A 24486-nucleotide genomic window follows, 5' to 3' on the forward strand; every position below is an offset into this window, starting at 1 on the left:
CGTAGTGAGCAATAAAACAGAGGGTTTGACATCCCCGGTAAAATTTAAATCATCGAATTATCGTTGCTTCCGTAGAGTGATAACACGGATATATTTTCTTAAGTGACTATTCGCCACCCCTTAGCTCTTCGCTAAAGTAACTGGACTGATAAATCATTGTAAAATCTAGGTTAAATATTGCGAAAGGTTTCAGATAATTTCATCGCGCACTTTTAACCCCCAGGCAACAATATTTGTCACAAACGAGACCGATAAAAACTGTTTCGTTCGGCTAACTTTTAACCGCCCCACTCGCGATAAAATGTGGCAAAAAAGGATAACCGCATAGGGGGTAAGGTCAAACTGTCTGAATCGTCACCAAATGACGTTCCCCTTCCAGCTCCGGAACGCGTAAGGCTATCACGTCGGTTACGCGAAACTGTGGCGGCAATGCGGCGATTTCATCATCAGGACGCTGTCCTTTCAGCGCATAGAAACGTCCTTCTTTCGCTGGTAAATGATGACACCAGCTCACCATATCGTTCAGCGAGGCGAAGGCGCGGCTAATGACGCCGTCAAACGGCGGCTCGCCGTTAAACGCCTCTACGCGGCTCTGCACGGGTTCAACGTTGTTTAAACCCAGCGCGAATTGCACCTGACGCAGAAAGCGCACGCGCTTGCCCAGGCTGTCCAGCAACGTGAAATGCGCTTCCGGGCGCACAATCGCCAGCGGAATGCCCGGCAGACCCGGACCGGTGCCCACATCGATAAAGCGCTCCCCTTTCAGATAAGGGTTCACCACAATGCTGTCGAGAATATGGCGCACCAGCATTTCCTGCGGATCGCGCACGGAGGTGAGATTATAGGCTTTATTCCACTTATGCAGCAGCTCAACGTAGCCAACCAGCTGTTGCTTTTGCTGATCGGACAGAGAAATGTTGGCTGCGCTGAGCAGCTGAGAGAGTTTATTAATCACGGCATATTCCAGTAGCTAAAGGCGAAACAGCGTCCGGTGCAGAAAAGAGGTTCAGCGCTGCCCGCTACCGAACGTGAAGCATGTCCGGCAGCGGGCACAGGGCGGATTTCCGCCTTATCATCAGGCGCTTTTACGCAGTAAACCCTGTTTTTTGAGGTAAATCAGCAAAATAGAGATAGCGGCAGGCGTAATGCCTGAAATACGCGACGCCTGGCCGATCGACGTTGGTTTATGATCGTTAAGCTTGGCGATCACTTCATTCGACAGGCCGTTAACGTTGCGATAGTCAAGATCCACCGGCAGCAGGGTATTTTCATTGCGCTGCTGGCGATCGATCTCTTCCTGCTGACGCGCAATGTAGCCTTCATATTTAACCTGAATTTCAACCTGCTCGGCGGCCTGCTCGTCGGCCAGTGCCGGGCCGAAGCCTTTCAGCGACATCAGACGCGCGTAGGTCATCTCAGGACGACGCAGCAGATCTTCTCCGCTCGCCTCTTTGGTCAGCGGCGTATTCAGCGCGGCGTTAACCACGTCGATATCCGCCGATTTCGGATGAACGTGCATATCGCGCAGGCGCTGACGCTCCAGCTCAATGCTTTCCAGTTTCTGATTAAAGCGCGCCCAGCGTGCATCGTCGACCAGACCCAGTTCGCGGGCCGTTTCCGTCAGACGCAGATCGGCGTTGTCTTCGCGCAGCATCAGACGATATTCGGCACGCGAGGTAAACATGCGGTAGGGCTCTTTGGTGCCCAGCGTGCAAAGGTCGTCCACCAGTACGCCGAGGTAAGCCTGATCGCGACGCGGCGCCCAGGTCTCTTTCTCCGCTGAAAGGCGTCCGGCGTTCAGACCCGCCAGCATCCCCTGCGCCGCCGCCTCTTCATAGCCGGTGGTGCCGTTGATCTGACCGGCAAAGAACAGCCCCTGAATAAACTTACTCTCCAGCGTCGGTTTCAAATCGCGCGGATCGAAGAAGTCATACTCAATGGCGTAGCCCGGACGGACGATTTTCGCATTTTCCATGCCTTTCATCGAGCGCACAATCTGCATCTGCACGTCAAACGGCAGGCTGGTGGAAATGCCGTTCGGGTAAATTTCGTTACTGGTCAGGCCTTCAGGCTCAAGGAAGATCTGGTGCGCGTTGCGATCGGCGAAGCGCATCACTTTATCTTCGATCGATGGGCAGTAGCGCGGACCGATCCCTTCGATCACGCCTGCGTACATCGGACTGCGATCGAGGTTATTGCGGATCACCTCATGCGTCTGCTCATTGGTATGGGTGATGTAGCAGGGCACCTGTTGCGGATGCTGCGACGCGTCGCCCATAAACGAGAAAACCGGCATCGGGTCGTCGCCATACTGCGGCGCCAGCACGCTGAAATCGATGGTGCGGGCGTCGATGCGCGGCGGCGTGCCGGTTTTCAGACGGCTGACGCGCAGCGGCAATTCCCGCAGACGGCGCGCCAACGGGATAGAAGGCGGATCGCCTGCGCGGCCGCCGCTGTAGTTATCCAGGCCGATATGAATCTTGCCGTCGAGGAAAGTGCCGACCGTCAGCACCACGGCGCGGGCGCGGAATTTCAGGCCCATCTGCGTTACGGCGCCGACGACGCGATCGTTTTCGACGATCAGATCCTCGACCGCCTGCTGGAAGATCATCAGGTTCGGCTGGTTTTCCAGCGCGGTGCGGATCGCCTGACGATAAAGCACACGGTCAGCCTGAGCGCGCGTGGCGCGAACAGCCGGACCTTTGCTTGCGTTTAGTATCCTAAACTGGATGCCGGCGCGATCGATCGCACTGGCCATCAGGCCGCCCATCGCATCCACTTCTTTCACCAGATGTCCCTTTCCGATGCCGCCGATCGCCGGATTACAGGACATTTGTCCCAGCGTATCGATGTTATGGGTTAACAGCAGCGTTTGTTGACCCATGCGGGCGGCGGCCATTGCGGCTTCAGTGCCTGCATGTCCGCCGCCGATGACGATGACGTCAAAAGGATCGGGATAAAACATGGGGAGATACCTCGTTAGTGTTCGATCAGGGATCGTTGCCCTGGGGCGTGGATTCTACTCAAATTCATGGCATGACGAAAGCGCCGGGATCGTCGGGTAGTTAAAAGTAAGATCTTTATTCTTTAAAGGATCTCTTTGTTAGATCTCTTATTAGGATCGTGCTTTTCTGTGGATAAGGCCGGGTTTCTTCAACAGATCAGGAGTTTATTGAGGATCGTTTGCTGTGAATGATCGGTGATCCTGATCCGTATAAGCTGGGATCGAAATGGCGACTTATACACAGATGAAAAAAGCATCAAGGGTTATTCTTGGGATAACTACCGGTTATCAGACCCTTTCCACTACGGTTATCCACAGGATTGCGGTTGATCCAGGGATAAAAAAGAGTGAAATCTGCTGGGGATCAACGGAAAAAAGCGCGGTGATCCCAGCCTCGATCGGGCGATCTACAGTAAAGGACGCCAGTTTTCCAGCCAGGCTTCCGCCGGATCTTCCGGGATTTCATGTTCCAGCACGTCGATTTCCAGTCTTTCGCCGATGCGCTTCGCGCCGAGGGCTGTCAGTAGCTGGTCGAACTGCTTAATCGCGCCACAAAAAAGATCGTATTCCCGGTTGCCGATGCCGATTGCGCCAAAGCGCAGGTCGGAAAGATCGGGCCGCTGCTGCGCAAGTTCTTCATAAAGAGGCTGAAGGTTATCCGGCAGCTCGCCTGCGCCATGCGTGGAGCTGACCACCAGCCAGACGCCCTGTAACGAAAGTTCATCCAGCGTCGGACCATGCAGCGTCTCGGTTGATAAGCCCGCTTCTTCCAGCTTGTCGGCCAGATGTTCTGCTACATATTCGGCACTGCCGAGAGTGCTGCCGCTAATAAGGGTGATATCTGCCATGATGCGATCCTGCAACGCGCTGTCTTCAAGAGCGTGCATTGTACGCTGTGATTAGGCTGGGATCTACCTGTGGAAAACCAGAAGATGAACAGGGGGAAATAACGTGGATCCGCCTTTGCCGCGCGGCGCCACGTCAGGGATAAGATTATGCACAGATCAGGGCTTGATCGTACGCATGATTGGGTTTTGCAGGGAGATCAGCGTTTCGGTGGACTGGATTTCGTCGATGGTCTGGATCTTGTTGATAAGCACCTGCTGCAACGCATCGATAGAGCGGCACATCACTTTAATAAAGATGCTGTAGTGGCCCGTGGTATACCAGGCTTCCACCACTTCGTCCAGCGCTTCCAGCTTCGCCAGCGCCGCCGGGTAGTCGCGCGCGCTTTTTAAAATGATGCCGATAAAGCAGCAGACGTCGTAGCCCAGCTGACGCGGATCGATCTCCACGCGCGTGCCTTTAATAATGCCCGCCTGGCGCATTTTCTCCACCCGCACATGGATTGTGCCGGGGCTGACGTTGAATTGCTTGGCCAGTTCAGCGTAGGCGGTGCGTGCGTTATTCAGCAGCGCATTAAGGATACCGCGATCCAGATTATCGAGTTGCAGCGTTTCTGCCACGTTTCGCTCCACTTGGCTAAGTATAAAGAAGAAGGGATGACCGGCCGGGAGAAACGCATCCGGCGGAATACTGGCATCCTACCGTTGCCGGAAGGGATTGCAAAGGCAAAGCTGTCGCCTGCCCGGAACGGCAGGAGATCAGCGCTTCCAGCGGCGCAGCAGACGTTGCTTCAGGCCGGTATCGAAACGCCAGATATGATTGAAGATGCGCAGGATGCCTGGCTTGCCGTGCGCGGACATAGCGACGGCATGGAAACGTTGCTGTAGCTGGTGCTGATGCTGTTGAACGCTTTTGATCATGCTTTCCGGCAGTCGCTGGGCGATAAAGTCGGAAACGATCACCGCATCCGCATCGCGCCATGCGGAATCCTGCAACCGCAGCAGCACCGCCTCCAGGCAGGCGGCCAGATCGGTGCCGCCCCGGAACCGCTGGCTGAGAAAACGGATCGCCTGCGCGATCCCGTCTTCGGCCGTCAGCTCATAGCCGATCACCTCGTGAGCGAACAGCATAATGTAACAGCGGCGCTTCTCCGCCAGCGCGACCTTCAGCAGCGCCAGACAGAACGCTTTGGCGCAGCGTTCGTTAAAGCCGCCCATCGATCCTGAGGTATCGACGCAGACAATAAAGGGGCCTTGCGGGCAGGCCTGCTGCTGCTGATGGCTTACCGGCCGCTGCACGATTTTGTCGCGCCAGGCGTCTCCCTGTAAGCGATAGGTAAGCAGGCGCTTTTCTACCAGACGGCGGTAAAAATCCACTTCCAGTTCGCTGATGCCGAGCGTCGCCAGCTCCGCCGGTAAAAGGCGCAACACATCTTCGCTCTGATGCAGACCGCTTACCTCTTCCGGCACGCTGTCCGGCTGGCGGATAAGCTGGTGAAACGCCTCCGGCGGGGCCTCTTCCGCTGGCGCCGACTTTGCTTCACGACTGCGGCCAAGCTGCTGCGCCAGCTTCATCAACTCCGGCTGCGCGGCCAGAAACTCGCCATATTCCACAATCAGCTGGTAATCGCCGCGCTGTAGCGGCGCCGCGCTCATATCCCACAGCCGTCCGGCGGAGGACTCGTCGTTTTCCGACAGGACCGGCGCCAGCTGGCCGCTTAGCGCCATGCGCTGTTGTAAAACGGCCAGCAGGTTTTCCCGCTGCTCCTCCAGTAAATGTTCGTTCAGCGTCATGGTTTGCAGCGTCAGGCTGAGCCGCCAGCGCTGAAGAAATAGCGTATGCTGCGCCGGACTGAGCGGCTGGCCATCACAGTGGCCCGCCAGGATGCGCGCCTGCTCGGCGAAAGGGGAGGAGAGCTTCTCCAGCTGCGTCAGCAACGCTGGCAGCGCCTGCGTAAAGGCTGTCAGGCCGAGCATCTGATGTTGCTGAAACAGCCGGAACTCCTGTTTCAGCGCTTCCGGCACCGAGGTGGTTTTTAGACTTTCGCCGATTTCAGTTTTCCAGCGCGGCATATCGCGCAGCAGCGCCTTCTTCATACCGGGGAATTTTTCAAAAAACAGCACCAGCTGTGGCGAGGCGAGCAGGGCGATCGCCAGATCCTCGATCAGCTGACTCTGGCTGATCGACAGCAGGGTGCTGATTGTCTCCAGCGAGATCATTGCCTGGCTTTCTTCAGCTGTTCAGCTACTTCCTGTAGGCTGTTTTCGATGCGCGCCAGCCAGTCGTCGCTGATAAACAGGCAGCGTTGATGCTGAGCAAAAAGGGCGCGTTGCGCCCGCAGCTGAGCCTCCAGCTCGTCCAGCGCTTCGGCGATCTCCGCTGGCAGCGCTTCGTGATGGATTTCGCCAGGCAGCGCCAGCCGCGATGACTGTAAACTAACGTCGCGCAGCGTCAGGCAGTCGTTGGCGTCTATTTGCAGATCCAGCGTCTGGGCAAAACCGATGCCGTTCAGTTTGCCGCGCGCTTCTCCCCCTTTCAGCAGCCAGTGTTGCAGCGTGTCGCGCGCGATAACGACGTGGGTCACCTGCATATCATGCAGCGTCAGCGGCTTTTGCAGCATCAGCGTCAGCTGTTCGGCGCTGAGCGAATCGGGCAGTTCATAATGCGGCTTACGGCTGAACATGCCGCCGTGCTTTTCCAGCCTGACGGCGCGGTCGAGGCTCTGCTGTTGCGACAGGGCAAGATGACGCGCTTTGATATGCTGCAATGCGATCAGCATCGGCTGCTGCTGCCACGCCTGCTCGGTAATCAGGCTTTCGATCTCCCGTTCCAGCAGCGTCATCGACGCCATATCGTGCCACAGACAATCTTTCAGCAGAATCAGATCCACCGGCGCGATCGCCTCACGGCCACTATAAAAAGCGCACGCCTGCAACAGATGAATCGCTTTTTTCCAGCGGCGATCGGAGATGTAGGGCGCGTCCGGCAGCGCTTCCAGACGCTGACGCAGTTGGTAGATCAGCTCAAACACCGGTTCCGGCAGCGCGACCTGGCTGATGCTGGTCTGCCACTGCTGGTACTCTTCATCGGTGATGCACAGCGAGCTGTCGACCGGATTGGCGTTTTCATCCTGCTGGTGGATAAGCATATTGCGGAAGTTATGCTTTTCATGCACGTTGTCCAGCCACAGGCGGATCAGCATGCGGTCATATAACGCTTCCAGTCCGCTGTCCGCTTCCGGCAGCTCGTTAGAGGCGGTCACCAGCAGGCGCATCGGGATGCGTTCTTCACTGTCGCCATTGCGGAAGCGCCGTTCGTTAATTGCGGTCAGCAGGGTATTCAGAATGGCCGGTCCCGCTTTCCAGATCTCATCCAGAAAGACGATTTCCGCATCGGGCAGGTAACCTTTAGTTAGCCGCTGGTAGCGGCCTTCATCTTTCAGCGCCTGAATCGAAAGAGGGCCAAACACCTCTTCCGGCGTGGAAAAGCGGGTCATCAGATATTCAAACGCGCGCGCATGCTGAAAGGCATATTTCAGGCGACGCGCGATCAGGCTCTTGGCGATGCCAGGCGGGCCCAGTAAAAAGACGCTTTCCCCGCTGAGCGCTGCCAGCAGACAAAGGCGTATGGCATGATGACGCTCGTACAGGCCTTTTTCTAACGCGTTGCTGAGGCGTGAAATTCTTTCAGCCAGTAAATATGGTTGAGCCATAATCAGTCAATTATCCTGTTACTACTGCACACGCTTTACCCGATTAGCGGGCGCAAACACTACTGGCTATCATGCTTGAAAGCATTGATAGCCGTCAGCTTTTTTATCGTGAAAGGGTGAAGCGACGCTTCTATTGCCAATTATTGTCGAAAACCGCTGCCGTCCAGGGGTGGGTTTTTGCTTAAAATTAGGCATACTGTGCGCTTTTTGATGGTCTGAGCCGTGCGCCGATACGTCGCAGCGCTCCTGGAAAAGATGACATTATGAGTTCTGACAAGAAGCAGCCGCTCGCCGCAGTCACCCTGGCGGCAATAGGTGTGGTTTACGGGGATATTGGCACCAGCCCGCTTTATACCTTGCGCGAATGTTTGTCCGGGCAGTTTGGTTTTGGCGTTGAGCGCGACGCCGTGTTCGGCTTCTTATCATTGATCTTCTGGCTGTTGATCGTGGTGGTTTCCCTGAAATACATCAGCTATGTGATGCGCGCCGATAACGCCGGAGAAGGCGGCATCCTGACGCTGATGTCGCTGGCGGGACGCAATACCGGCGGCAAAGCCACCGCCGTGCTGGTGATTATGGGGCTGATCGGCGGCAGCTTTTTTTACGGGGAGGTGGTGATTACCCCAGCCATTTCGGTGATGTCCGCGATAGAAGGTCTGGAAATTGCCGCGCCGTCGCTCGATCCGTATATCGTGCCGCTGTCGATCGCCGTACTGACGTTGCTGTTTATCATTCAGAAACATGGCACCGGCATGGTGGGCAAGCTGTTCGCGCCGGTGATGCTGCTGTGGTTTCTCGTGCTGGCGGTGCTCGGCGCGCGCAGCATTATTCATAACCCGGACGTGTTGCAGGCGCTGAATCCCGCGTGGGCGATGCATTTCTTCCTGGAATACAAACAGGTTTCGTTCTTCGCGCTCGGCTCGGTGGTGCTGGCGATTACCGGGGTGGAGGCGCTCTACGCCGATATGGGCCATTTCGGTAAAACGCCGATTCGCCTCGCCTGGTTCAGCGTGGTGATCCCTTCGCTGGTGCTGAACTACTTTGGTCAGGGTGCGCTGCTGCTGAAGCATCCTGAAGCGATTAAAAACCCCTTCTTTCTGCTGGCGCCGGATTGGGCGCTAATCCCGATGCTGATCCTCGCCACGCTGGCGACGGTTATCGCTTCTCAGGCGGTGATTTCCGGCGTCTTTTCGCTGACCCGTCAGGCGGTGCGCCTGGGCTATCTGCCGCCGATGCGCATTATCCATACCTCGGAAGAAGAGTCTGGCCAGATCTATATCCCGGTAATTAACTGGCTGCTCTACTATGCGGTGCTGATTGTAATTATCAGCTTCGAGCATTCCAGCAACCTGGCGGCGGCCTATGGCATCGCCGTGACCGGCACCATGATCCTGACGTCTATTCTGGTCTGTACCGTGGCGATAAAGAACTGGCACTGGAACCGACTGCTGGTGGCGCTGATCCTGGTGGCGCTGCTCTGCTTCGATATTCCGCTGTTCTCGGCCAACCTGATTAAGATCTTCTCCGGCGGCTGGCTGCCGCTCTGTCTGGGTATGACGATGTTTATCATCATGACGACCTGGAAAAGCGAGCGTTTCCGCCTGCTGCGCCGTATGCATGAACACGGCAACTCGCTGGACGCGATGATCGCCTCGCTGGAAAAATCGCCGCCGGTGCGCGTGCCGGGCACCGCCGTTTATATGTCGCGCGCGCTGAACGTGATTCCGTTTGCGCTGCTGCATAACCTGAAGCATAACAAGGTGCTGCATGAGCGCGTGGTGCTGCTGACGCTGCGCACCGAAGACGCGCCTTACGTGCATAACGTCCGACGCGTCACCATTGAACAGCTTTCGCCAACCTTCTGGCGCGTGGTGGGCAGCTACGGCTGGCGCGAAACGCCGAATATGGAGGAGATTTTCCACCGTTGCGGTCTTGAAGGGCTGAACTGCCGCATGACGGAAACGTCGTTCTTTATGTCGCACGAATCGCTGATCATCGGCAAACGTCCCTGGTATTTGCATTTGCGCGGTAAGCTGTTCCTCGCGCTGCAACGCAACGCCCTGCGCGCGCCCGACCAGTTTGAAATCCCGCCTAACCGGGTTATCGAGCTGGGCACTCAGGTCGAGATTTAAAGCAGAGGGCAGCTAAGGCTGCTCTTTTTTATGGCAGATCGAAGGTGACGCTAAAGCCGCCCTGCGGTCGGTTCGCCATCTGCATACGCATGCCGTGCAAGGTGGCGATATGCTGCACAATGGAAAGACCGAGACCGCTGCCTGATTTTTCCTGTCCGGGCGGTCGGTAAAATCGTTCGCCGATGCGCGCCAGCGCCTCTTGCTCCACGCCAGGCCCGTCATCGTATACCTCAAACTGACGCCGACGCAGGATCAACGTCACGGTGCCGCCTGCGCGACCATAGCGAATCGCATTGTCCAGCAGATTGCGCAGCAGCAGAGAAAGCAGCAACGGATGTCCCTGACACACCTGCGCTTCACCAGCCTGGTTCTCCAGCCGCAGGGTAATGCCAGCCTGCTGCGCCGCCTTATCCTGCTCGACAATCGCCTGACGCAGCAGCGTCTCTATATCCACCGTTTCGCTTTCCGCCAGCGCCCGCTGCGCATCCAGTCGGGAGAGGGTAAGCAGCTGATCCACCAGCCGGGTGGCGCGGTTGATGCTGGCGTCCAGGTTAGTCAGCGCGTGTTGACGCATTCCGGCGTCGTCATGGGCCAGCTGCACTACCTCGCTCTGCACCTTTAACGCCGCCAACGGGCTGCGCAGTTCGTGCGCCGCGTCGGAGGTGAAACGCCGTTCGCGCTGCAGCATGGCATGGATACGGGCGAACAGGCCGTTAAGCGCGTCTACTATCGGACGCACTTCCGAGGGCAGCCGGGTCGCGTTAAGCGCGTCGGCGTTATCGGGAGAACGCTGTTGCAGCTGCCGGGCGATCTGCCTGAGCGGCGTCAGCTCGCGCTGGAGCAGCCAGAGCAGCAGCACAACCATTACCGGCAGCGCAAACAGCCATGGCAGCAGCACGCTTTGCACCACGTCGGTGGTCATTTCATCACGGTATTCCCATTCCTGCCCGACCGCCACCACATAACGGCCGTCAGGCGTATTCAGCCAGACTATGCGCCACGGATCGTCATCGTCGCGCAGTTTGCCGTCACGAAAGCCACGCCAGCGCGGTTCAAACAGAAATTTTTTGCCGTTGTCGCCATCGTCCACCAGTCGCCTGCCGTCGCGGGTATAAATGGCAAAAGCCAGCGCATCGTCCTCCAGCGCGCCTCGGTGATGAGGCAGGATTTTTTTTGCTTCCGGCATTGCCGTCGACTGGGTTAATTGCGCTGGCGTGAGGGAAGCCAGATGCCGGGCGAACAGCAGCTGCTGCGTATCGAACAGCTGATTGATTTTGTGGCGCGTTTGTAACCAGGCGCTGACGCTGGCGATGCCCCAGCAGATCGCCGTAAGCAGTAAGAAGCCGACGGTCAGACGGGCGCGCAGGCTGAGCTGACTCATGCGGTTTCTCCCAGCGTATAACCCACACCGTGCACCGTGCGAATAGCAGCATTGCCCAGTTTTTTCCGCAGATGATGAATATGCACTTCAACGGCGTTGCTGGAAACATCCTGCTCCCAGCTGTAGAGTTTCTCTTCCAGCTGCGCCCGGGTCAGCACGCGGCCCGCATTCAGCATAAAAAGCTCCAGCAGCGCCAGCTCGCGCGGCTTCAGCTCAACTGGCGCGCCGTTCAGCGTCACCGCGCGCGCTGCGGGATCGAGCATCAACGAACCGTGACTCAGCGTGGGTTGCAGTTGCCCATGACGGCGGCGGATCAGCGCCTGAAGGCGCGCGGCGACCTCGCTGAGCGCAAAAGGTTTGCAGAGATAATCATCTGCGCCCTGTTGCAGGCCGTCCACCCGCTGCGCCACCGCATCGCGAGCGGTTAAGATCAGCACCGGAATATCTTCGCCCCGGCTGCGCCAGGCGCGCAGAATATCCAGCCCGTCTAACTGCGGCAGGCTGAGATCGAGCACCACGGCATCGTAGGTCGCCGCGCTCAGCGCCTGCATTCCCTGTCGCCCATCCGTCAGCCAGTCCACGCTGAACCCCAGCTTGCCCAGCCCCGCCCGAATGCCGTCGCCGATTAACCTGTCGTCCTCAATTAACAGAATGCGCATGTGTTTCCTCCCTGATTAGGTCACTGCCGCCGTTATACGAGACTTAAGCGCCGCTTGTACAGAATGCAACGGCAAATAGTAACGCCCGCCAGCAAAGCGAGAAAAAAACGACCCGCCTTAAGATCCTGTTAAGAACCCTGTGCTGTACTTAAAAACGTCCACCCACGTCATTCACCAAAAGAGGGAAATTATGATGAAAAAGCATGCTGCAATGGTTGCGATTCTTGCTCTGTTCACAATGCCGGCATTAGCGGCGCAGAGCGGTGGCTTTGTCGATCCTAACTCGCCGCAGACCCAGGCGCAGAAAGGCGGCTTCAAAGGGCCGCAGAATGTGGTGACGGTAAAAGAAGCGAAAGAGATGAAAGATGACAGCTGGGTCACCGTACGCGGCACGATTGAGAAACGCCTCAGCGATGATGATTATCTGTTCCGCGATGAAACGGGCACGCTCTCCGTCGAGATTGATGATAAAACCTGGCAAGGCCAGAGCGTCTCCCCTAAAGATAAAGTCGAGTTACAGGGTGAGATTGATAAGGCCTTCAATGACGCCCAGCTGGAAGTCAAACAGGTGCGTAAGATTCAGTGATCCTGCGCGTTCAACTGCTGCGCCAGCGTCTCTAAAAGATGCTGTAGCGTAGGCGAACGGTCCCAGCGTCGCCAGGCCAGCGCCACGTCGGTGGTCAGCGACGCTTCCGGGCAGGGCAGAAAGCGAATGCCCGGCATCGCGACGCAGCTGAGCGATTCCGGCACCAGCGCGAAGCCGAACCCGGCGGCGACCATGCCGATAGCCGAGGAGATCTGCGGCGCCTGCGGGCCGGTCTGCGGCTGAAAGCCCGCCCGCACGCAGGCGCTGATGATCGATTCATACAGGCTGGGCGCCACCTCGCGCGGAAACATCACCATCGGCGTATCGCTCAGTTGCGTCAGCCTTATCTCTTCCTGTTCGCTCAGAGGATGCGACGCGGGCAGCACGATGCGCATCGCTTCGCTGGCGATCAGTTTCAAATGAAACGACTTGCTGGTTTCACAAGGCAAGCGCACAAAGGCCGCATCCAGCAATCCTTCCTGTAAATCCTGCATCAGCGTCGACATGCTTGCCTCGCGCGGCAGCAGCGTTACCGATGGAAACTGCTGCTGGAAAGCGTGCAGCAAACGAAAAATATCCTGATGAAAGGCGACCGAGCTGGCGAAGCCCAGCGACAGCTTACCGGTGACGCCGCGCGCGATCCCTTTCGCCTTCTCCAGCGCATGACCGGTCAGATCGAGGATTTGGCAGGCGTCCTGATAAAACGCCTCGCCCGCTTCCGTCAACTCCACGCCGCGCGTCAGACGTCTGAGCAGCGGCGTGCCGATCTCGCGTTCCAGACGCAATATCTGCTGGCTCAACGGCGGCTGGGAGATCCCCAGCATTTCAGCGGCGCGCGTAAAGTTGCGCGTCTGCGCGACGGCGACGAAATAACGCAGATACCGTAGTTCCATATCTAAAACGTCTCAAAGTGAAGGGCTTTCTATATTGGATTCCCGAACTGAATCGAGTCAACATTACAGTTAATGAATATTAACCTTTTCTGTAAGGGAGGGAATAATGTCACATTCTGTAACTGATTGTTTATGCGACAAACAGTTGGCCGATACCCTGATCGCTATCCGCAAAGAACAGCCAGAAAGTGTAATCTATCAGACCTCATTGATGAGCGCGCTGCTGAGCGGCGTCTATGAAGGCTCGCGCACCATCGCCGACCTGCTGAAAAAAGGCGACTTCGGCCTGGGCACCTTTAACCGTCTTGATGGCGAGCTGATCGCCTTTAACAGTCAGGTTTACCAGCTGCGCGCCGACGGCAGCGCCAACGCCGCCCGCCCGGATCAACGCACGCCGTTCGCGGTGATGACCTTTTTCCAGCCGCAATATCACCATCACTTCGACGGTCCAGCCGATCGCGACGCGGTACATGAGATCATTAATCAGCAGATTTCATCTGATAACCAGTTTTGCGCCCTGCGCATCGATGGGCGTTTCTCTCAGGTTGCAACGCGCACCGTGCCCTGTCAGCACCGACCTTATAAGCCGATGATGGAAGCGGTGGAACAGCAGCCGACCTTCCATTTCGACCAGCGCGATGGCGTGCTGATTGGCTTCCGCACGCCGCAGTATATGCAGGGCATTAATGTCGCCGGCTATCACGAACATTTCATTACTGACGATCGTCAGGGCGGCGGCCACGTACTGAATTATAGCCTGGAGAGCGGCGTACTGACCTTTGGCGCCATCAGCAAGCTGGTGGTCGATCTGCCTGAGGACCCCGATTTTTTGCAGGCCAATCTCAACCCTGACGATCTCGACAGTGCCATCCGCGCCGTTGAAAGCTAATCCTCGCCACAGGAGAAACAATGAAAAGCGATATGCAAAAAGAATGGGCGCACGGCGCCGATTTGATTGTTGCCCAGCTGGAGGCGCAGGGCGTGAAGCAGGTGTTCGGCATTCCCGGCGCTAAAGTAGATAAAGTTTTCGATTCGCTGGTGGACTCTTCTATCCAGACCATTCCGGTTCGCCATGAAGCGAACGCGGCGTTTATGGCGGCGGCGGTAGGACGTCTGACCGGCAAGGCGGGCGTGGCGCTGGTGACCTCCGGTCCCGGCTGCTCCAACCTGATCACCGGCATGGCGACCGCTACCTCGGAAGGCGACCCGGTTGTGGCGCTGGGCGGCGCGGTGAAACGCGCGGACAGCGCCAAGTTGGTCCATCAGAGCATGGATACCGTCGGTATGTTCCGCCCGATCACCAAATATGCGGTGGAAGTGGGCGCGCCCGATGCGCTGGGCGAAATCATAGCCAATGCGTTCCGCTATGCGGAGCTGGGCCGTCCCGGCGGCGCTTTCGTCAGTCTGCCGCAGGATATTGTCGACGGTCCGGTGCGCGGCAACGTGTTGACGCCCGCAGGCGAGCTGCTGCTCGGTTCCGCGCCGGAAGGCGCGATCAACGCCGTCGCCGACAAAATCGCGAAAGCGAAAAACCCCATTATCCTGCTGGGCCTGATGGCCAGCCAGCCGCATAACGCCACCGCATTGCATCGTCTGCTGGAGCGCAGCCATATTCCGGTGACCAGTACCTATCAGGCGGCCGGCGCCGTCTCCCAGTCTCACTTCTCGCGCTTTGCGGGCCGTGTCGGACTGTTTAATAACCAGGCGGGCGATCGGCTGCTGCGTCAGGCGGATTTGATTATCACTATCGGCTACAGCCCAGTGGAATATGAACCGGCGAAATGGAACAGCGGTCATGCCGAACTGGTGCATATCGACGTGCTGCCTGCGGAAACCGACAACTGTTACCAGCCGGACGCGGAGCTGATCGGCGATATCGCCTCAACGCTGGATAAACTCGCCGCGCGGATTGAAGCGCCGCTGCACCTCAGCGCGGAGTCGGCTGAAATCCTCAAGGATCGCCAACAGCAGCGTGAACTGCTGGCGATGCGCGGCCATCAGCTGAATCAGTTCGCCCTGCATCCGCTGCGCATCGTGCGCGCCATGCAGGACATCATTAATAAAGACGTTACCCTGACGGTGGATATGGGCAGTTTCCATATCTGGATCGCCCGCTATCTCTACAGCTTCCGTGCGCGTCAAATCATGATCTCCAACGGTCAGCAAACCATGGGCGTGGCGCTGCCCTGGGCAATCGGCGCCTGGCTGGTGGATCCGAGCCGCAAAGTGGTGTCGGTATCGGGCGACGGCGGCTTTATGCAGTCGAGCATGGAGCTGGAAACAGCGGTGCGTCTGGGTGCCAATGTGTTGCACATTATCTGGGTCGACAACGCCTACAACATGGTGGCGATTCAGGAAGAACAGAAATATCAGCGCGTGTCCGGCGTGAAGTTCGGCCCGATCGATTTCAAAGCCTATGCGGAAGCCTTCGGCGCAGCCGGTTTCGCGGTGGAAAGCGCCGATCAGCTGGAACCTATCCTGCGTAAGGCGATGGACGTTCAGGGACCGGCTGTGGTGGCGGTGCCGGTGGATTATGCCGACAACCCGAAACTGATGGGGCAGCTGCACCTGAGCCAGATCCTGTAATTCCCTTTATCAACTCAGCAAGGAGCAGTTATGGAAAGCAAAGTGGCACTGGTGACCGGTTCCGGTCAGGGCATTGGTAAAGCTATCGCGCTGCGGCTGGCGAAAGATGGATTCGCCGTGTCGGTCGTCGATTACAACGCGGAAACGGCGCGTCAGGTTGCCGATGAGATCACTCGTCAGGGCGGCAAAGCGGTTGCGCTACAGGCGGACGTCTCCGATCGCGATCGGGTATTTGCGGTGGTAGAACAGACGCAGCAGCAGCTCGGCGGCTTCGACGTTATCGTCAATAACGCGGGCATCGCGCCGACTACGCTTATCGAAGAGATTACGCCGGAAATCGTTGATAAGGTTTATAACATCAACGTCAAAGGCGTGATCTGGGGTATTCAGGCTGCGGTGAAAGCGTTCAAAGCGCAGGGACGCGGCGGCAAAATCATCAACGCTTCGTCTCAGGCGGGCCACGTCGGCAACCCGGAGCTGGCGATTTACAGCTCCAGCAAGTTCGCCGTACGCGGCCTGACGCAGACCGCCGCGCGCGATCTGGCGCCGCTGGGCATTACCGTTAATGCTTACTGCCCAGGCATTGTCAAAACGCCGATGTGGGACGAGATCGACCGCCAGGTTTCCGCCGCAGCGGGCCAGCCGCCGGGATACGGCACCGCGGAGTTCGCTAAACGCATTACGCTGGGACGCCTCTCCGAGCCGGAAGATGTCGCCGCCTGCGTCGCCTTCCTGGCGGGCCCCGATTCTGACTATATGACCGGTCAGGCGCTGTTAATCGACGGCGGCATGGTCTTCAGCTAATCCCCTTTCTGCGGGCCTTATCAGGCCCGCTTCGTTGCCTAAATCAAATTTTTTCGCCGGTCAGCGAAACGTTTCGATAGCGATCACAATTTCGTTACCTTCCTGTTGTCTTATTCGCCACTTTTTCTGACACTCCCGTTCAGCGAAACGTTTCGCTCAGGAGCGTATAATGAAAAAAAGCCCCCTACTTAACGCTGACATTTCCGCCGTCGTCGCCCGCCTGGGCCATACCGACAGCCTGACTATCGGCGACGCCGGTTTGCCGATTCCGCCAGGGCCGCAGCGCATCGATCTAGCCGTTACGCACGGCATTCCCACTTTTTTACAGGTGGCGCAGGCGGTCACGCATGAGATGCAGGTAGAAAGCGCGGTCATCGCCGAAGAGATCCGCGAGCATAACGCTGGTCTGCACCGCGAACTGCTGGCGCTGCTGGAGTCGCTACAGCGCCAGCAGGGCAACGTCATCAACATTGAGTATGTCCCGCACGAACATTTCAAAACCTTAACGCAACGGAGCCAGGCGGTAGTGCGCAGCGGGGAATGCACCCCGTACGCGAATATTATCCTGACCGCCGGCGTGACCTTCTGAGGCTGCCATGCAACCGTTATTGCAACTGAAAGGCATTGAGAAATCATTCCCCGGCGTGAAGGCGCTTAACGGCGCTTCACTCTCTGTTTACCCTGGCCGGGTGATGGCGCTGGTGGGGGAAAACGGCGCGGGCAAATCCACCATGATGAAGGTATTGACGGGTATCTACAGCCGCGACGCCGGTTCGTTGCAGTGGCTGGGCGAAGAGACCCACTTCAGCGGCCCGAAAGCGTCGCAGGAAGCAGGGATCGGCATTATCCATCAGGAACTGAACCTGATTCCGCAACTCTCTATCGCCGAAAATATCTTTCTGGGACGTGAATTTGTCAGCCGTCTTGGGCGTATTGACTGGAAAAAAATGTACGCCGAAGCGGACGCGCTGCTGAAAAGGCTGAATCTGCGTTTCAACAGCCACAGGCTGGTCGGCGATCTTTCGATTGGCGATCAGCAGATGGTGGAGATCGCCAAGGTGCTCAGCTTTGAATCGAAAGTCATCGTGATGGACGAGCCGACCGATGCGCTGACTGATACCGAAACGGTCTCCCTGTTTCGCGTGATCAATGAACTGAAAGCGCAGGGCTGCGGCATCGTTTATATCTCTCATCGCATGAAAGAAATCTTTGAAATTTGTGATGACGTGACGGTATTCCGCGACGGACAGTTTATTGCTGAACGCAGCGTCGATACGCTAACTGAAGCTTCGCTGATCGAGATGATGGTGGGCCGTAAGCTGGAAGATCAGTATCCGCGATTGGACAAAGCGCCGGGCGAAGTGCGGCTAAAGGTGGAAAACCTCAGCGGACCGGGCATCGACAACGTCAGCTTTACGCTGCGTAAAGGCGAAATACTTGGTGTGGCGGGACTGATGGGCGCCGGACGCACCGAACTGATGAAGGTGCTGTACGGCGCGCAGCCGCGCAGCGCGGGACGCGTCACGCTTAATGGCCGCGACATTACTATCCGCACGCCGCAGGACGGGCTGGCTAACGGCATCGTCTATATCTCCGAGGATCGCAAGCGTGACGGCCTGGTGCTGGGAATGACGGTAAAAGAAAACATGTCGCTGACCGCGCTGCGCTATTTCAGCCGCGCGGGCGGCGGGCTGAAGCACAGCGCCGAGCAGCTGGCGGTCAGCGATTTTATCCGGCTCTTTAACATTAAAACGCCCGGCATGGATCAAACCATTGGCTTGCTCTCCGGGGGCAATCAGCAAAAAGTCGCCATCGCGCGCGGACTGATGACGCGCCCGAACGTATTGATTCTGGATGAGCCGACGCGCGGCGTGGATGTCGGCGCCAAGAAAGAGATTTATCAGCTGATCAACCAGTTTAAGGATGAAGGTCTGAGCATCATTCTCGTCTCGTCGGAGATGCCCGAAGTGCTGGGAATGAGCGATCGCATTCTGGTGATGCATGAAGGCCGCCTGAGCGGCGAGTTTTCCATTGAACAGGCCACGCAGGAAGTCCTGATGGCCGCCGCTGTAGGCAAGCAACGCACCGAGGAGTTAGCACATCTATGAGTACGCAAACCTTACCAGCCCGTCGCCGCTGGTTCAGCAAAGCCTGGCTGATGGAGCAGAAATCGCTGATTGCCCTGATTGTGCTGATTGCGGTGGTGGCCAGCCAGAGTCCGAACTTTTTTACCGTCAATAACCTGTTCAATATCCTGCAACAGACCTCGGTGAACGCCATTATGGCGGTCGGCATGACGCTGGTTATCCTCACCGCCGGCATCGACCTGTCAGTGGGGTCGCTGTTGGCGCTGACCGGCGCGGTGGCGGCCTCGATTGTCGGCCTTGAGGTGAATGCGCTGCTGGCCGTGGCCGCCGCGCTGGGATTAGGCGCGTTTATCGGCGCCGTTACCGGCACCATCGTCGCGAAAGGCAAGGTGCAGGCGTTTATCGCCACGCTGGTGATGATGCTGCTGCTGCGCGGCGTCACCATGGTCTATACCGACGGCAGCCCGGTCAACACCGGCTTTAACGAGAATGCCGATCTCTTTGGCTGGTTCGGCATCGGCCGCCCGCTGGGGATTCCAACGCCGGTATGGCTGATGGCGGTAGTGTTCCTGGCGGCCTGGTACATGCTGCATCATACCCGCCTCGGTCGTTATATCTACGCGCTGGGCGGCAACGAGGCGGCAACCCGTCTGTCGGGCATTAATGTCAGCCGAGTCAAAATCATCGTCTACGCGCTGAGCGGCATGCTGGCGGCGCTGGCGGGCACCATTGAAGTGGCGCGTCTCTCGTCAGCGCAGCCGACCGCCGGTACCGGTTATGAGCTGGACGCCATTGCGGCGGTGGTGCTGGGCGGCACCAGCCTGGCGGGCGGTAAGGGCCGCATCATGGGTACGCTGATCGGTGCGCTGATCCTCGGCTTTCTGAATAACGGCCTGAACCTGTTGGGCGTCTCTTCCTACTATCAGATGATCGTCAAAGCGGTGGTGATTTTGCTGGCGGTCCTGGTGGATAACAAAAGCAGTAAATAACGCTTACCTCAAAGGATATAAAGATGAAGATGAACAAACTGACTGCACTGGCGGTATTGCTCGGCGCCACTCTCAGCGCCAACGCGCTGGCGAAAGATACTATCGCGCTGGTGGTTTCTACCCTGAATAACCCGTTCTTTGTGTCGCTGAAAGAAGGTGCGCAGAAAGAGGCAGATAAGCTGGGTTACAACCTGGTGGTGCTGGATTCGCAGAACAACCCGGCGAAAGAGCTGGCCAACGTGCAGGATCTGACCGTTCGCGGCACCAAGCTGTTGCTGATCAACCCGACCGACTCAGATGCGGTAGGCAATGCGGTTAAAATGGCGAACCAGGCCAACATTCCGGTGATCACGCTGGACCGCGTGGCGTCACAGGGCAAGGTCATCAGCCACGTCGCGTCAGATAACCGTTTCGGCGGCAAAATGGCTGGCGACTTTATCGCCAAGAAAGTTGGCGAAAGCGCCAAAATCATCGAACTGCAGGGCATTGCCGGCACCTCTGCGGCGCGTGAGCGCGGCGAAGGCTTCAAGCAGGCCGCCGATGCGCATAAATTCCAGATTCTGGCCAGCCAGCCTGCCGATTTCGACCGCACCAAAGGGTTGAACGTAATGCAAAACCTGCTGACCGCACATCCTGACGTGCAGGCGGTGTTCGCGCAAAACGATGAAATGGCGTTAGGTGCGTTACGAGCATTGCAAACTGCCGGTAAATCTGATGTGGTTGTAGTGGGCTTCGACGGCACCGCTGATGGGGTTAAAGCTGTTGAAGGCGGCAAACTGGCCGCGACCGTTGCACAGATGCCGGAAAAAATTGGTCAGGTAGGCGTACAGATCGCGGATAAAGCGTTAAAAGGCGAGAAAGTACAGGCTATCAATCCGGTGGATCTGAAGCTGGTCACCAAATAACAAAGAAAAGCAGGGCAACGCGCCACCGTCAGGTGGCGCACTTTTCTGGATGAACCCCGAATGACGCAATCCGCTAAACTCGCTGTACTTGGCAGCATCAATGCCGATCATATTTTAAATCTGACGCAGTTCCCTCGCCCCGGCGAAACGGTGATCGGGAAGCAGTATCAGGTCGCTTTCGGCGGTAAAGGGGCGAACCAGGCGGTCGCCGCAGGACGCAGCGGCGCGCATATCGCCTTTATCGCCTGCGTCGGCGCGGACGATATCGGCGAGCGCATCCGCCAGCAGCTGGCCGCCGACCGTATCGATACCACGCCCGTTTCCGTTATTGACGGCGCAACCACCGGCGTGGCACTCATTTTCGTCAACGGCGAGGGCGAGAACACCATCGGCATTCATGCCGGCGCCAATGCGGCGTTAACCCCTGATTTAGTGACGCAGCATCAACAGGTGATCGCTGAGGCCTCCGCGCTGCTGATGCAGCTGGAGTCGCCGCTGGAGAGCGTGCTGACTGCGGCGAAAATCGCCCGACAGCATCAGACTCGCGTTATCCTCAATCCCGCCCCCGCCGCGCCGCTCTCTGATGAGCTGCTGGCGCTGGTGGATATGATCACGCCCAATGAAACCGAAGCGGAAGTGCTGACCGGCATTGCGGTAAAAAGCGATGAGGATGCGGCAAGAGCGTCGGCGGCACTGCATGAGAAAGGCATCGCGCAGGTACTGATTACTCTGGGCAGCCGCGGCGTCTGGCTGAGCGAAAACGGCAAGGGGCAGCGCATTCCTGGCTTTCGCGTGCAGGCGGTGGATACTATCGCGGCGGGCGACACCTTCAACGGCGCGTTAATTACCGCGTTGCTGGAACAGCAGGCGATGCCGGAGGCGGTGCGTTTCGCCCATGCCGCCGCCGCAATTGCCGTGACGCGCTCCGGCGCGCAGCCGTCGGTGCCCTGGCGGGAAGAGATTGACCGCTTCTTACAGCAGCAGGGGTAAGCGGATTGGCCACTATGAAAGATGTCGCCCGTCTGGCGGGCGTCTCAACCTCGACCGTTTCGCACGTTATCAACAACAACCGTTTTGTCAGCGAAGCGATACGCGAGAAAATCGAAGCGGCGATCCGCGAACTTAACTATGCGCCTTCTGCGCTGGCGCGCAGCCTGAAGATTAACCAGACCCATACTATCGGCATGCTGCTTACCGCCAGCAGCAACCCCTTCTACGCCGAAGTGGTGCGCGGCGTGGAAAACAGCTGTTACGAGCGCGGCTATAGCCTGGTATTGTGCAATACGGAAGGCGACGAGGATCGTATGAACCGCAGCCTGGAAACGCTACTGCAAAAGCGCGTGGATGGTCTGTTGATCATGTGTACTGAAAGCCATCTCCCCTCTGCCGACATCCTGACGCGTTATCCCGGCATTCCCTCCGTAATGATGGACTGGGCACCGTTTGAAGGTGACAGCGACATTATTCAGGACAATTCGTTATTAGGCGGCGAACTGGCCGCCGGCTATCTCATCGATCGCGGCTACCGGCGCATCGCCTGCATTGCCGGGCCGCTGGATAAAACGCCGGCGCGTTTGCGCCTGGAAGGATTTAAAAAAGCGATGGCGGCGGCGGGGCTTTCGTTGCCGCCGGAATATATCGTCAACGGCGATTTTGAATTTCAGGGCGGCTATAACGGCATGAACGCGCTGCTGGCGTGCAAAACGCGGCCGCAGGCGGTATTTACCAGCAATGACGCGATGGCCGTCGGCGCTTACCATGCGCTTTATCAGGCCGGGCTGCGCATCCCGGAAGATATGGCGATCATGGGCTATGACGATATTGAACTGGCGCGTTATATGACGCCGCCGCTGACGACTATCCATCAGCCGAAGGATGAATTGGGCGAGCTGGCGATCGATACCTTAATTCATCGCCTAAAAACGCCCGGCGCCAGCCAGCAAAGGCTGGTGCTGACGCCAGAGCTGATTGAACGTCAATCCGTGGTGCGTTAAGCCTTCTTACGACGTTTTTCACGGTCGCTGATCAAATGGCGACCGTCGCCTGGCTTCAGCAGCATAAAGACCAGCGCTGACAGAACGGTTACCACGCCCATCGTCAGGAAGGTGGAGTGGAACTGTTCCACCGTCGTACCGCCGACGGTTTCGTAAAAGCGCAGCACGGCGGCGCTGACTGCCACGCCAAAACTAATCGACAGCTGCTGCGTGACCGCCAGCATACTGTTGCCGCTGCTGGCGTTCTCATCAGTAAGATCGGCCAGTGTGATGGTGTTCATCGCGGTGAACTGCGTCGACATCGCCATGCCCAGCAAAAACAGCGGCAGCAGCAGAACGGCGATATTCATTCCCGGAGATTGCATAGCGAAGCTGGCGATAAACAGGCCGATAATCACGGTGATGGCAACCAGCGTAGTGCGGTAGCCCAGCCTACGCAGCACGCTGGTGACGGTGGATTTCGCCAGCATTGAGCCAATCGCAGTCGGTGCCATCATGCAGCCAGCGATAATCGCCGAATAACCAAACCCGACCTGCAACATCAGTGGCATCAGAAAAGGCACGCAGCCGGTGCCGAGTCGCGATGCGATATTTCCCAGGATGCCAATCGAAAAGGTGCGAGTTTTAAACATTGGCAGGCCGATCAGCGGCGAGGGGTGTCGGCGCGCATGCGCAATATAGAGCAGCAGGAGCAATAGTCCGCCCAGCAAGACGGCGGCGGCAATGGCGCTTGAGACAATCCTCTCCCCAAACAGCTCAATGCCGCTGGAAAGCAGCACCAGACCAAACCCAAACAGGACGAAGCCCGTCAAATCGAAGCGGCGACGCGGCGTGGTGAAGTCCGGCATATATTTGCGCGCATAGACAATGCCAAGAATGCCGATAGGGATGTTGATCAGGAATATCCAGTGCCATGTGGCGTAAGTAACAAGAACGCCGCCAAGCATCGGACCGACCACCGGCCCCACCAGTCCCGGCAGCGTCACGAAGTTTAATACCGGCAGCAGTTCGCTACGTGGATAGGCGCGCAATAGCGCCAGACGCGCGACCGGCATCATCATGGCGCCGCCAACGCCTTGAACAATACGCGAGATCACCAATACCATTAACGAGCCGGACAGGGCGCAGGCTAAAGAGCCTAAGGTAAACAGAGAAACGGCGATGATAAAGATTTTGCGCGTGCCGTAGCGGTCAGCCAGCCAGCCGCTGACCGGAATCAGCATCGCTACCGTCAGGGTATAGCTGATAACCGCGGACTGCATCGCCAGCGGAGAGCGTTGCAGGCTGTCAGCGATAGCGGGAAGGGCGGTGTTTAATATCGTTGCGTCGAGAGACTGCATAAAAAAAGCCATCGCAGCAATCCAGGGGAGACCGGCCATACTGCGCGCAGATTTGATCATCAAGCATCCTTCTTCTTTATAGTTACCGCAGCCATAAGAAAATTCGGCAGAAAAATAGAGGATAGCATCAGCTAAAGCACGCCACTTTGCTAAAAGCGGGCTATAAAACGCACCGGGCAGGCGAATAAAACGGCAGAAAAGCGGATTTTCAGGGTTCATTGGCCAAAAAAGAAACGCCCGGACATTTTTTTGCAATTAGTACTTGTCAGCCCGCAATAACTCCCTATAATGCGCCTCCACTGACACGGCACAACGGCTTCTGGCCGGCACGGTCAGGCGGTTCAGCAAAGCCTGAATCGCCGGAGAAAAACTTCTGAAAAAGGGGTTGACTCTGAAAGAGGAAAGCGTAATATACGCCACCTCGCGACAACGGCACGAAACGCCGGTCGCACCGCTCTTTAACAATTTATCAGACAATCTGTGTGGGCACTCACAGGACGGATATCGCAAAACACATTTGCAGTATCAAGTCTCAGAGTGAACACGTAATTCATTACGACGTTTTTCT

At 57.4% G+C, this 24486-nt stretch carries 21 protein-coding genes; 11 read left to right on the plus strand and 10 right to left on the minus strand.

Annotation, left to right across the window (positions count from 1 at the left end; translation table 11 throughout):
- Nucleotides 1–337: 337 nt before the first annotated feature.
- The 6 genes from rsmG to ravA form a co-directional block, all read right to left on the minus strand.
- Nucleotides 338–955 (minus strand): 16S rRNA (guanine(527)-N(7))-methyltransferase RsmG, encoded by a 618-nt coding sequence (gene rsmG, locus MYY08_RS05050; RefSeq protein ID WP_084970085.1) that lies wholly within the window; start codon nt 953–955, stop codon nt 338–340.
- Between the two features lie 120 nt (nt 956–1075).
- Nucleotides 1076–2965 carry a tRNA uridine-5-carboxymethylaminomethyl(34) synthesis enzyme MnmG gene (gene mnmG / locus MYY08_RS05055; RefSeq protein WP_038629259.1) on the minus strand — a complete coding sequence of 630 codons (1890 nt, stop codon included), beginning with the start codon at nt 2963–2965 and terminating at the stop codon, nt 1076–1078.
- A 446-nt stretch (nt 2966–3411) separates the two neighbouring features.
- Nucleotides 3412–3852: an FMN-binding protein MioC gene (mioC, locus tag MYY08_RS05060; protein WP_038629257.1), complete on the minus strand. Its 441-nt coding sequence runs from the start codon at nt 3850–3852 to the stop codon at nt 3412–3414.
- 156 nt (nt 3853–4008) lie between these two features.
- Entirely contained in the window at nt 4009–4470 is a 462-nt protein-coding gene (asnC, locus tag MYY08_RS05065; RefSeq protein WP_038629255.1) for a transcriptional regulator AsnC, read from the minus strand.
- Between the two features lie 138 nt (nt 4471–4608).
- Nucleotides 4609–6069 carry an ATPase RavA stimulator ViaA gene (gene viaA / locus MYY08_RS05070; RefSeq protein WP_038629253.1) on the minus strand — a complete coding sequence of 487 codons (1461 nt, stop codon included), beginning with the start codon at nt 6067–6069 and terminating at the stop codon, nt 4609–4611.
- Nucleotides 6066–7562 (minus strand): ATPase RavA, encoded by a 1497-nt coding sequence (gene ravA / locus MYY08_RS05075; RefSeq protein ID WP_038629251.1) that lies wholly within the window; start codon nt 7560–7562, stop codon nt 6066–6068. Before ravA ends, viaA begins: the two co-directional genes overlap by 4 nt.
- 263 nt (nt 7563–7825) lie before the next feature.
- On the opposite strand from ravA, the gene kup reads away from it, so the two are divergent.
- Nucleotides 7826–9694: a low affinity potassium transporter Kup gene (gene kup / locus MYY08_RS05080; protein WP_038629248.1), complete on the plus strand. Its 1869-nt coding sequence runs from the start codon at nt 7826–7828 to the stop codon at nt 9692–9694.
- Nucleotides 9695–9722: 28 nt separating this feature from the next.
- On the opposite strand, the gene qseC is transcribed toward kup, so the two are convergent.
- A complete protein-coding gene (gene qseC, locus MYY08_RS05085) occupies nt 9723–11075 on the minus strand; it encodes a quorum sensing histidine kinase QseC (RefSeq protein WP_038629246.1) in 1353 nt (450 codons plus the stop codon).
- Nucleotides 11072–11734, minus strand: a complete 663-nt coding sequence (gene qseB, locus MYY08_RS05090; RefSeq protein ID WP_038629244.1) for a quorum sensing response regulator transcription factor QseB — start codon at nt 11732–11734, stop codon at nt 11072–11074. The genes qseC and qseB overlap by 4 nt, the downstream gene beginning before the upstream one ends.
- A 193-nt stretch (nt 11735–11927) precedes the next feature.
- On the opposite strand from qseB, the gene MYY08_RS05095 reads away from it, so the two are divergent.
- Nucleotides 11928–12320, plus strand: a complete 393-nt coding sequence (locus tag MYY08_RS05095) for a YgiW/YdeI family stress tolerance OB fold protein (protein WP_038630190.1) — start codon at nt 11928–11930, stop codon at nt 12318–12320.
- On the opposite strand, the gene MYY08_RS05100 is transcribed toward MYY08_RS05095, so the two are convergent.
- On the minus strand, nt 12314–13213 hold the full coding sequence (locus MYY08_RS05100) for a LysR family transcriptional regulator (protein ID WP_038629241.1): 900 nt from the start codon (nt 13211–13213) through the stop codon (nt 12314–12316). The genes MYY08_RS05095 and MYY08_RS05100 overlap by 7 nt on opposite strands.
- Before the next feature lie 106 nt (nt 13214–13319).
- Here MYY08_RS05100 and budA point away from each other — a divergent pair, with 106 nt between their 5' ends.
- The 9 genes from budA to rbsR all read left to right on the plus strand — a co-directional run bounded on the left by budA (nt 13320) and on the right by rbsR (nt 22578).
- Nucleotides 13320–14102, plus strand: a complete 783-nt coding sequence (budA, locus tag MYY08_RS05105) for an acetolactate decarboxylase (RefSeq protein WP_288013624.1) — start codon at nt 13320–13322, stop codon at nt 14100–14102.
- Nucleotides 14103–14122: 20 nt separating this feature from the next.
- On the plus strand, nt 14123–15799 hold the full coding sequence (alsS, locus tag MYY08_RS05110) for an acetolactate synthase AlsS (RefSeq protein WP_038629237.1): 1677 nt from the start codon (nt 14123–14125) through the stop codon (nt 15797–15799).
- Nucleotides 15800–15829: 30 nt separating this feature from the next.
- On the plus strand, nt 15830–16603 hold the full coding sequence (locus MYY08_RS05115; RefSeq protein ID WP_038629236.1) for a (S)-acetoin forming diacetyl reductase: 774 nt from the start codon (nt 15830–15832) through the stop codon (nt 16601–16603).
- A gap of 169 nt (nt 16604–16772) precedes the next feature.
- Nucleotides 16773–17192, plus strand: a complete 420-nt coding sequence (rbsD, locus tag MYY08_RS05120; protein WP_038629233.1) for a D-ribose pyranase — start codon at nt 16773–16775, stop codon at nt 17190–17192.
- 7 nt (nt 17193–17199) lie between these two features.
- Nucleotides 17200–18711: a ribose ABC transporter ATP-binding protein RbsA gene (gene rbsA, locus MYY08_RS05125; protein WP_084970091.1), complete on the plus strand. Its 1512-nt coding sequence runs from the start codon at nt 17200–17202 to the stop codon at nt 18709–18711.
- Nucleotides 18708–19679 (plus strand): ribose ABC transporter permease, encoded by a 972-nt coding sequence (rbsC, locus tag MYY08_RS05130; protein ID WP_038629228.1) that lies wholly within the window; start codon nt 18708–18710, stop codon nt 19677–19679. The genes rbsA and rbsC overlap by 4 nt, the downstream gene beginning before the upstream one ends.
- 23 nt (nt 19680–19702) lie before the next feature.
- On the plus strand, nt 19703–20584 hold the full coding sequence (gene rbsB, locus MYY08_RS05135) for a ribose ABC transporter substrate-binding protein RbsB (protein ID WP_373996386.1): 882 nt from the start codon (nt 19703–19705) through the stop codon (nt 20582–20584).
- A 60-nt stretch (nt 20585–20644) separates the two neighbouring features.
- Nucleotides 20645–21574: a ribokinase gene (gene rbsK, locus MYY08_RS05140; protein WP_084970092.1), complete on the plus strand. Its 930-nt coding sequence runs from the start codon at nt 20645–20647 to the stop codon at nt 21572–21574.
- Nucleotides 21575–21579: 5 nt separating this feature from the next.
- Nucleotides 21580–22578, plus strand: a complete 999-nt coding sequence (gene rbsR, locus MYY08_RS05145) for a ribose operon transcriptional repressor RbsR (protein ID WP_368900320.1) — start codon at nt 21580–21582, stop codon at nt 22576–22578.
- Here rbsR and mdtD read toward each other — a convergent pair.
- The gene (mdtD, locus tag MYY08_RS05150; protein WP_038630187.1) at nt 22575–23978 is read right to left on the minus strand and encodes a multidrug transporter subunit MdtD; all 1404 of its coding nucleotides are present in this window, start codon (nt 23976–23978) and stop codon (nt 22575–22577) included. The genes rbsR and mdtD overlap by 4 nt on opposite strands.
- Between the last annotated feature and the right edge of the window lie 508 nt (nt 23979–24486).

This window comes from Mixta sp. (assembly GCF_024610815.1).
GTDB lineage: Bacteria > Pseudomonadota > Gammaproteobacteria > Enterobacterales > Enterobacteriaceae > Mixta > Mixta calida.

What these genes read in the sequence shown, in the direction of transcription:
- mnmG (WP_038629259.1), bottom strand. Translation starts at nt 2,965, where the DNA reads ATGTTTTATCCCGATCCTTTTGACGTCATCGTCATCGGCGGCGGACAT.
- mioC (WP_038629257.1), bottom strand. Translation starts at nt 3,852, where the DNA reads ATGGCAGATATCACCCTTATTAGCGGCAGCACTCTCGGCAGTGCCGAA.
- viaA (WP_038629253.1), bottom strand. Translation starts at nt 6,069, where the DNA reads ATGATCTCGCTGGAGACAATCAGCACCCTGCTGTCGATCAGCCAGAGT.
- ravA (WP_038629251.1), bottom strand. Translation starts at nt 7,562, where the DNA reads ATGGCTCAACCATATTTACTGGCTGAAAGAATTTCACGCCTCAGCAAC.
- kup (WP_038629248.1), top strand. Translation starts at nt 7,826, where the DNA reads ATGAGTTCTGACAAGAAGCAGCCGCTCGCCGCAGTCACCCTGGCGGCA.
- qseC (WP_038629246.1), bottom strand. Translation starts at nt 11,075, where the DNA reads ATGAGTCAGCTCAGCCTGCGCGCCCGTCTGACCGTCGGCTTCTTACTG.
- qseB (WP_038629244.1), bottom strand. Translation starts at nt 11,734, where the DNA reads ATGCGCATTCTGTTAATTGAGGACGACAGGTTAATCGGCGACGGCATT.
- MYY08_RS05095 (WP_038630190.1), top strand. Translation starts at nt 11,928, where the DNA reads ATGAAAAAGCATGCTGCAATGGTTGCGATTCTTGCTCTGTTCACAATG.
- MYY08_RS05100 (WP_038629241.1), bottom strand. Translation starts at nt 13,213, where the DNA reads ATGGAACTACGGTATCTGCGTTATTTCGTCGCCGTCGCGCAGACGCGC.
- budA (WP_288013624.1), top strand. Translation starts at nt 13,320, where the DNA reads ATGTCACATTCTGTAACTGATTGTTTATGCGACAAACAGTTGGCCGAT.
- alsS (WP_038629237.1), top strand. Translation starts at nt 14,123, where the DNA reads ATGAAAAGCGATATGCAAAAAGAATGGGCGCACGGCGCCGATTTGATT.
- MYY08_RS05115 (WP_038629236.1), top strand. Translation starts at nt 15,830, where the DNA reads ATGGAAAGCAAAGTGGCACTGGTGACCGGTTCCGGTCAGGGCATTGGT.
- rbsD (WP_038629233.1), top strand. Translation starts at nt 16,773, where the DNA reads ATGAAAAAAAGCCCCCTACTTAACGCTGACATTTCCGCCGTCGTCGCC.
- rbsA (WP_084970091.1), top strand. Translation starts at nt 17,200, where the DNA reads ATGCAACCGTTATTGCAACTGAAAGGCATTGAGAAATCATTCCCCGGC.
- rbsC (WP_038629228.1), top strand. Translation starts at nt 18,708, where the DNA reads ATGAGTACGCAAACCTTACCAGCCCGTCGCCGCTGGTTCAGCAAAGCC.
- rbsB (WP_373996386.1), top strand. Translation starts at nt 19,703, where the DNA reads ATGAAGATGAACAAACTGACTGCACTGGCGGTATTGCTCGGCGCCACT.
- rbsK (WP_084970092.1), top strand. Translation starts at nt 20,645, where the DNA reads ATGACGCAATCCGCTAAACTCGCTGTACTTGGCAGCATCAATGCCGAT.
- mdtD (WP_038630187.1), bottom strand. Translation starts at nt 23,978, where the DNA reads ATGATCAAATCTGCGCGCAGTATGGCCGGTCTCCCCTGGATTGCTGCG.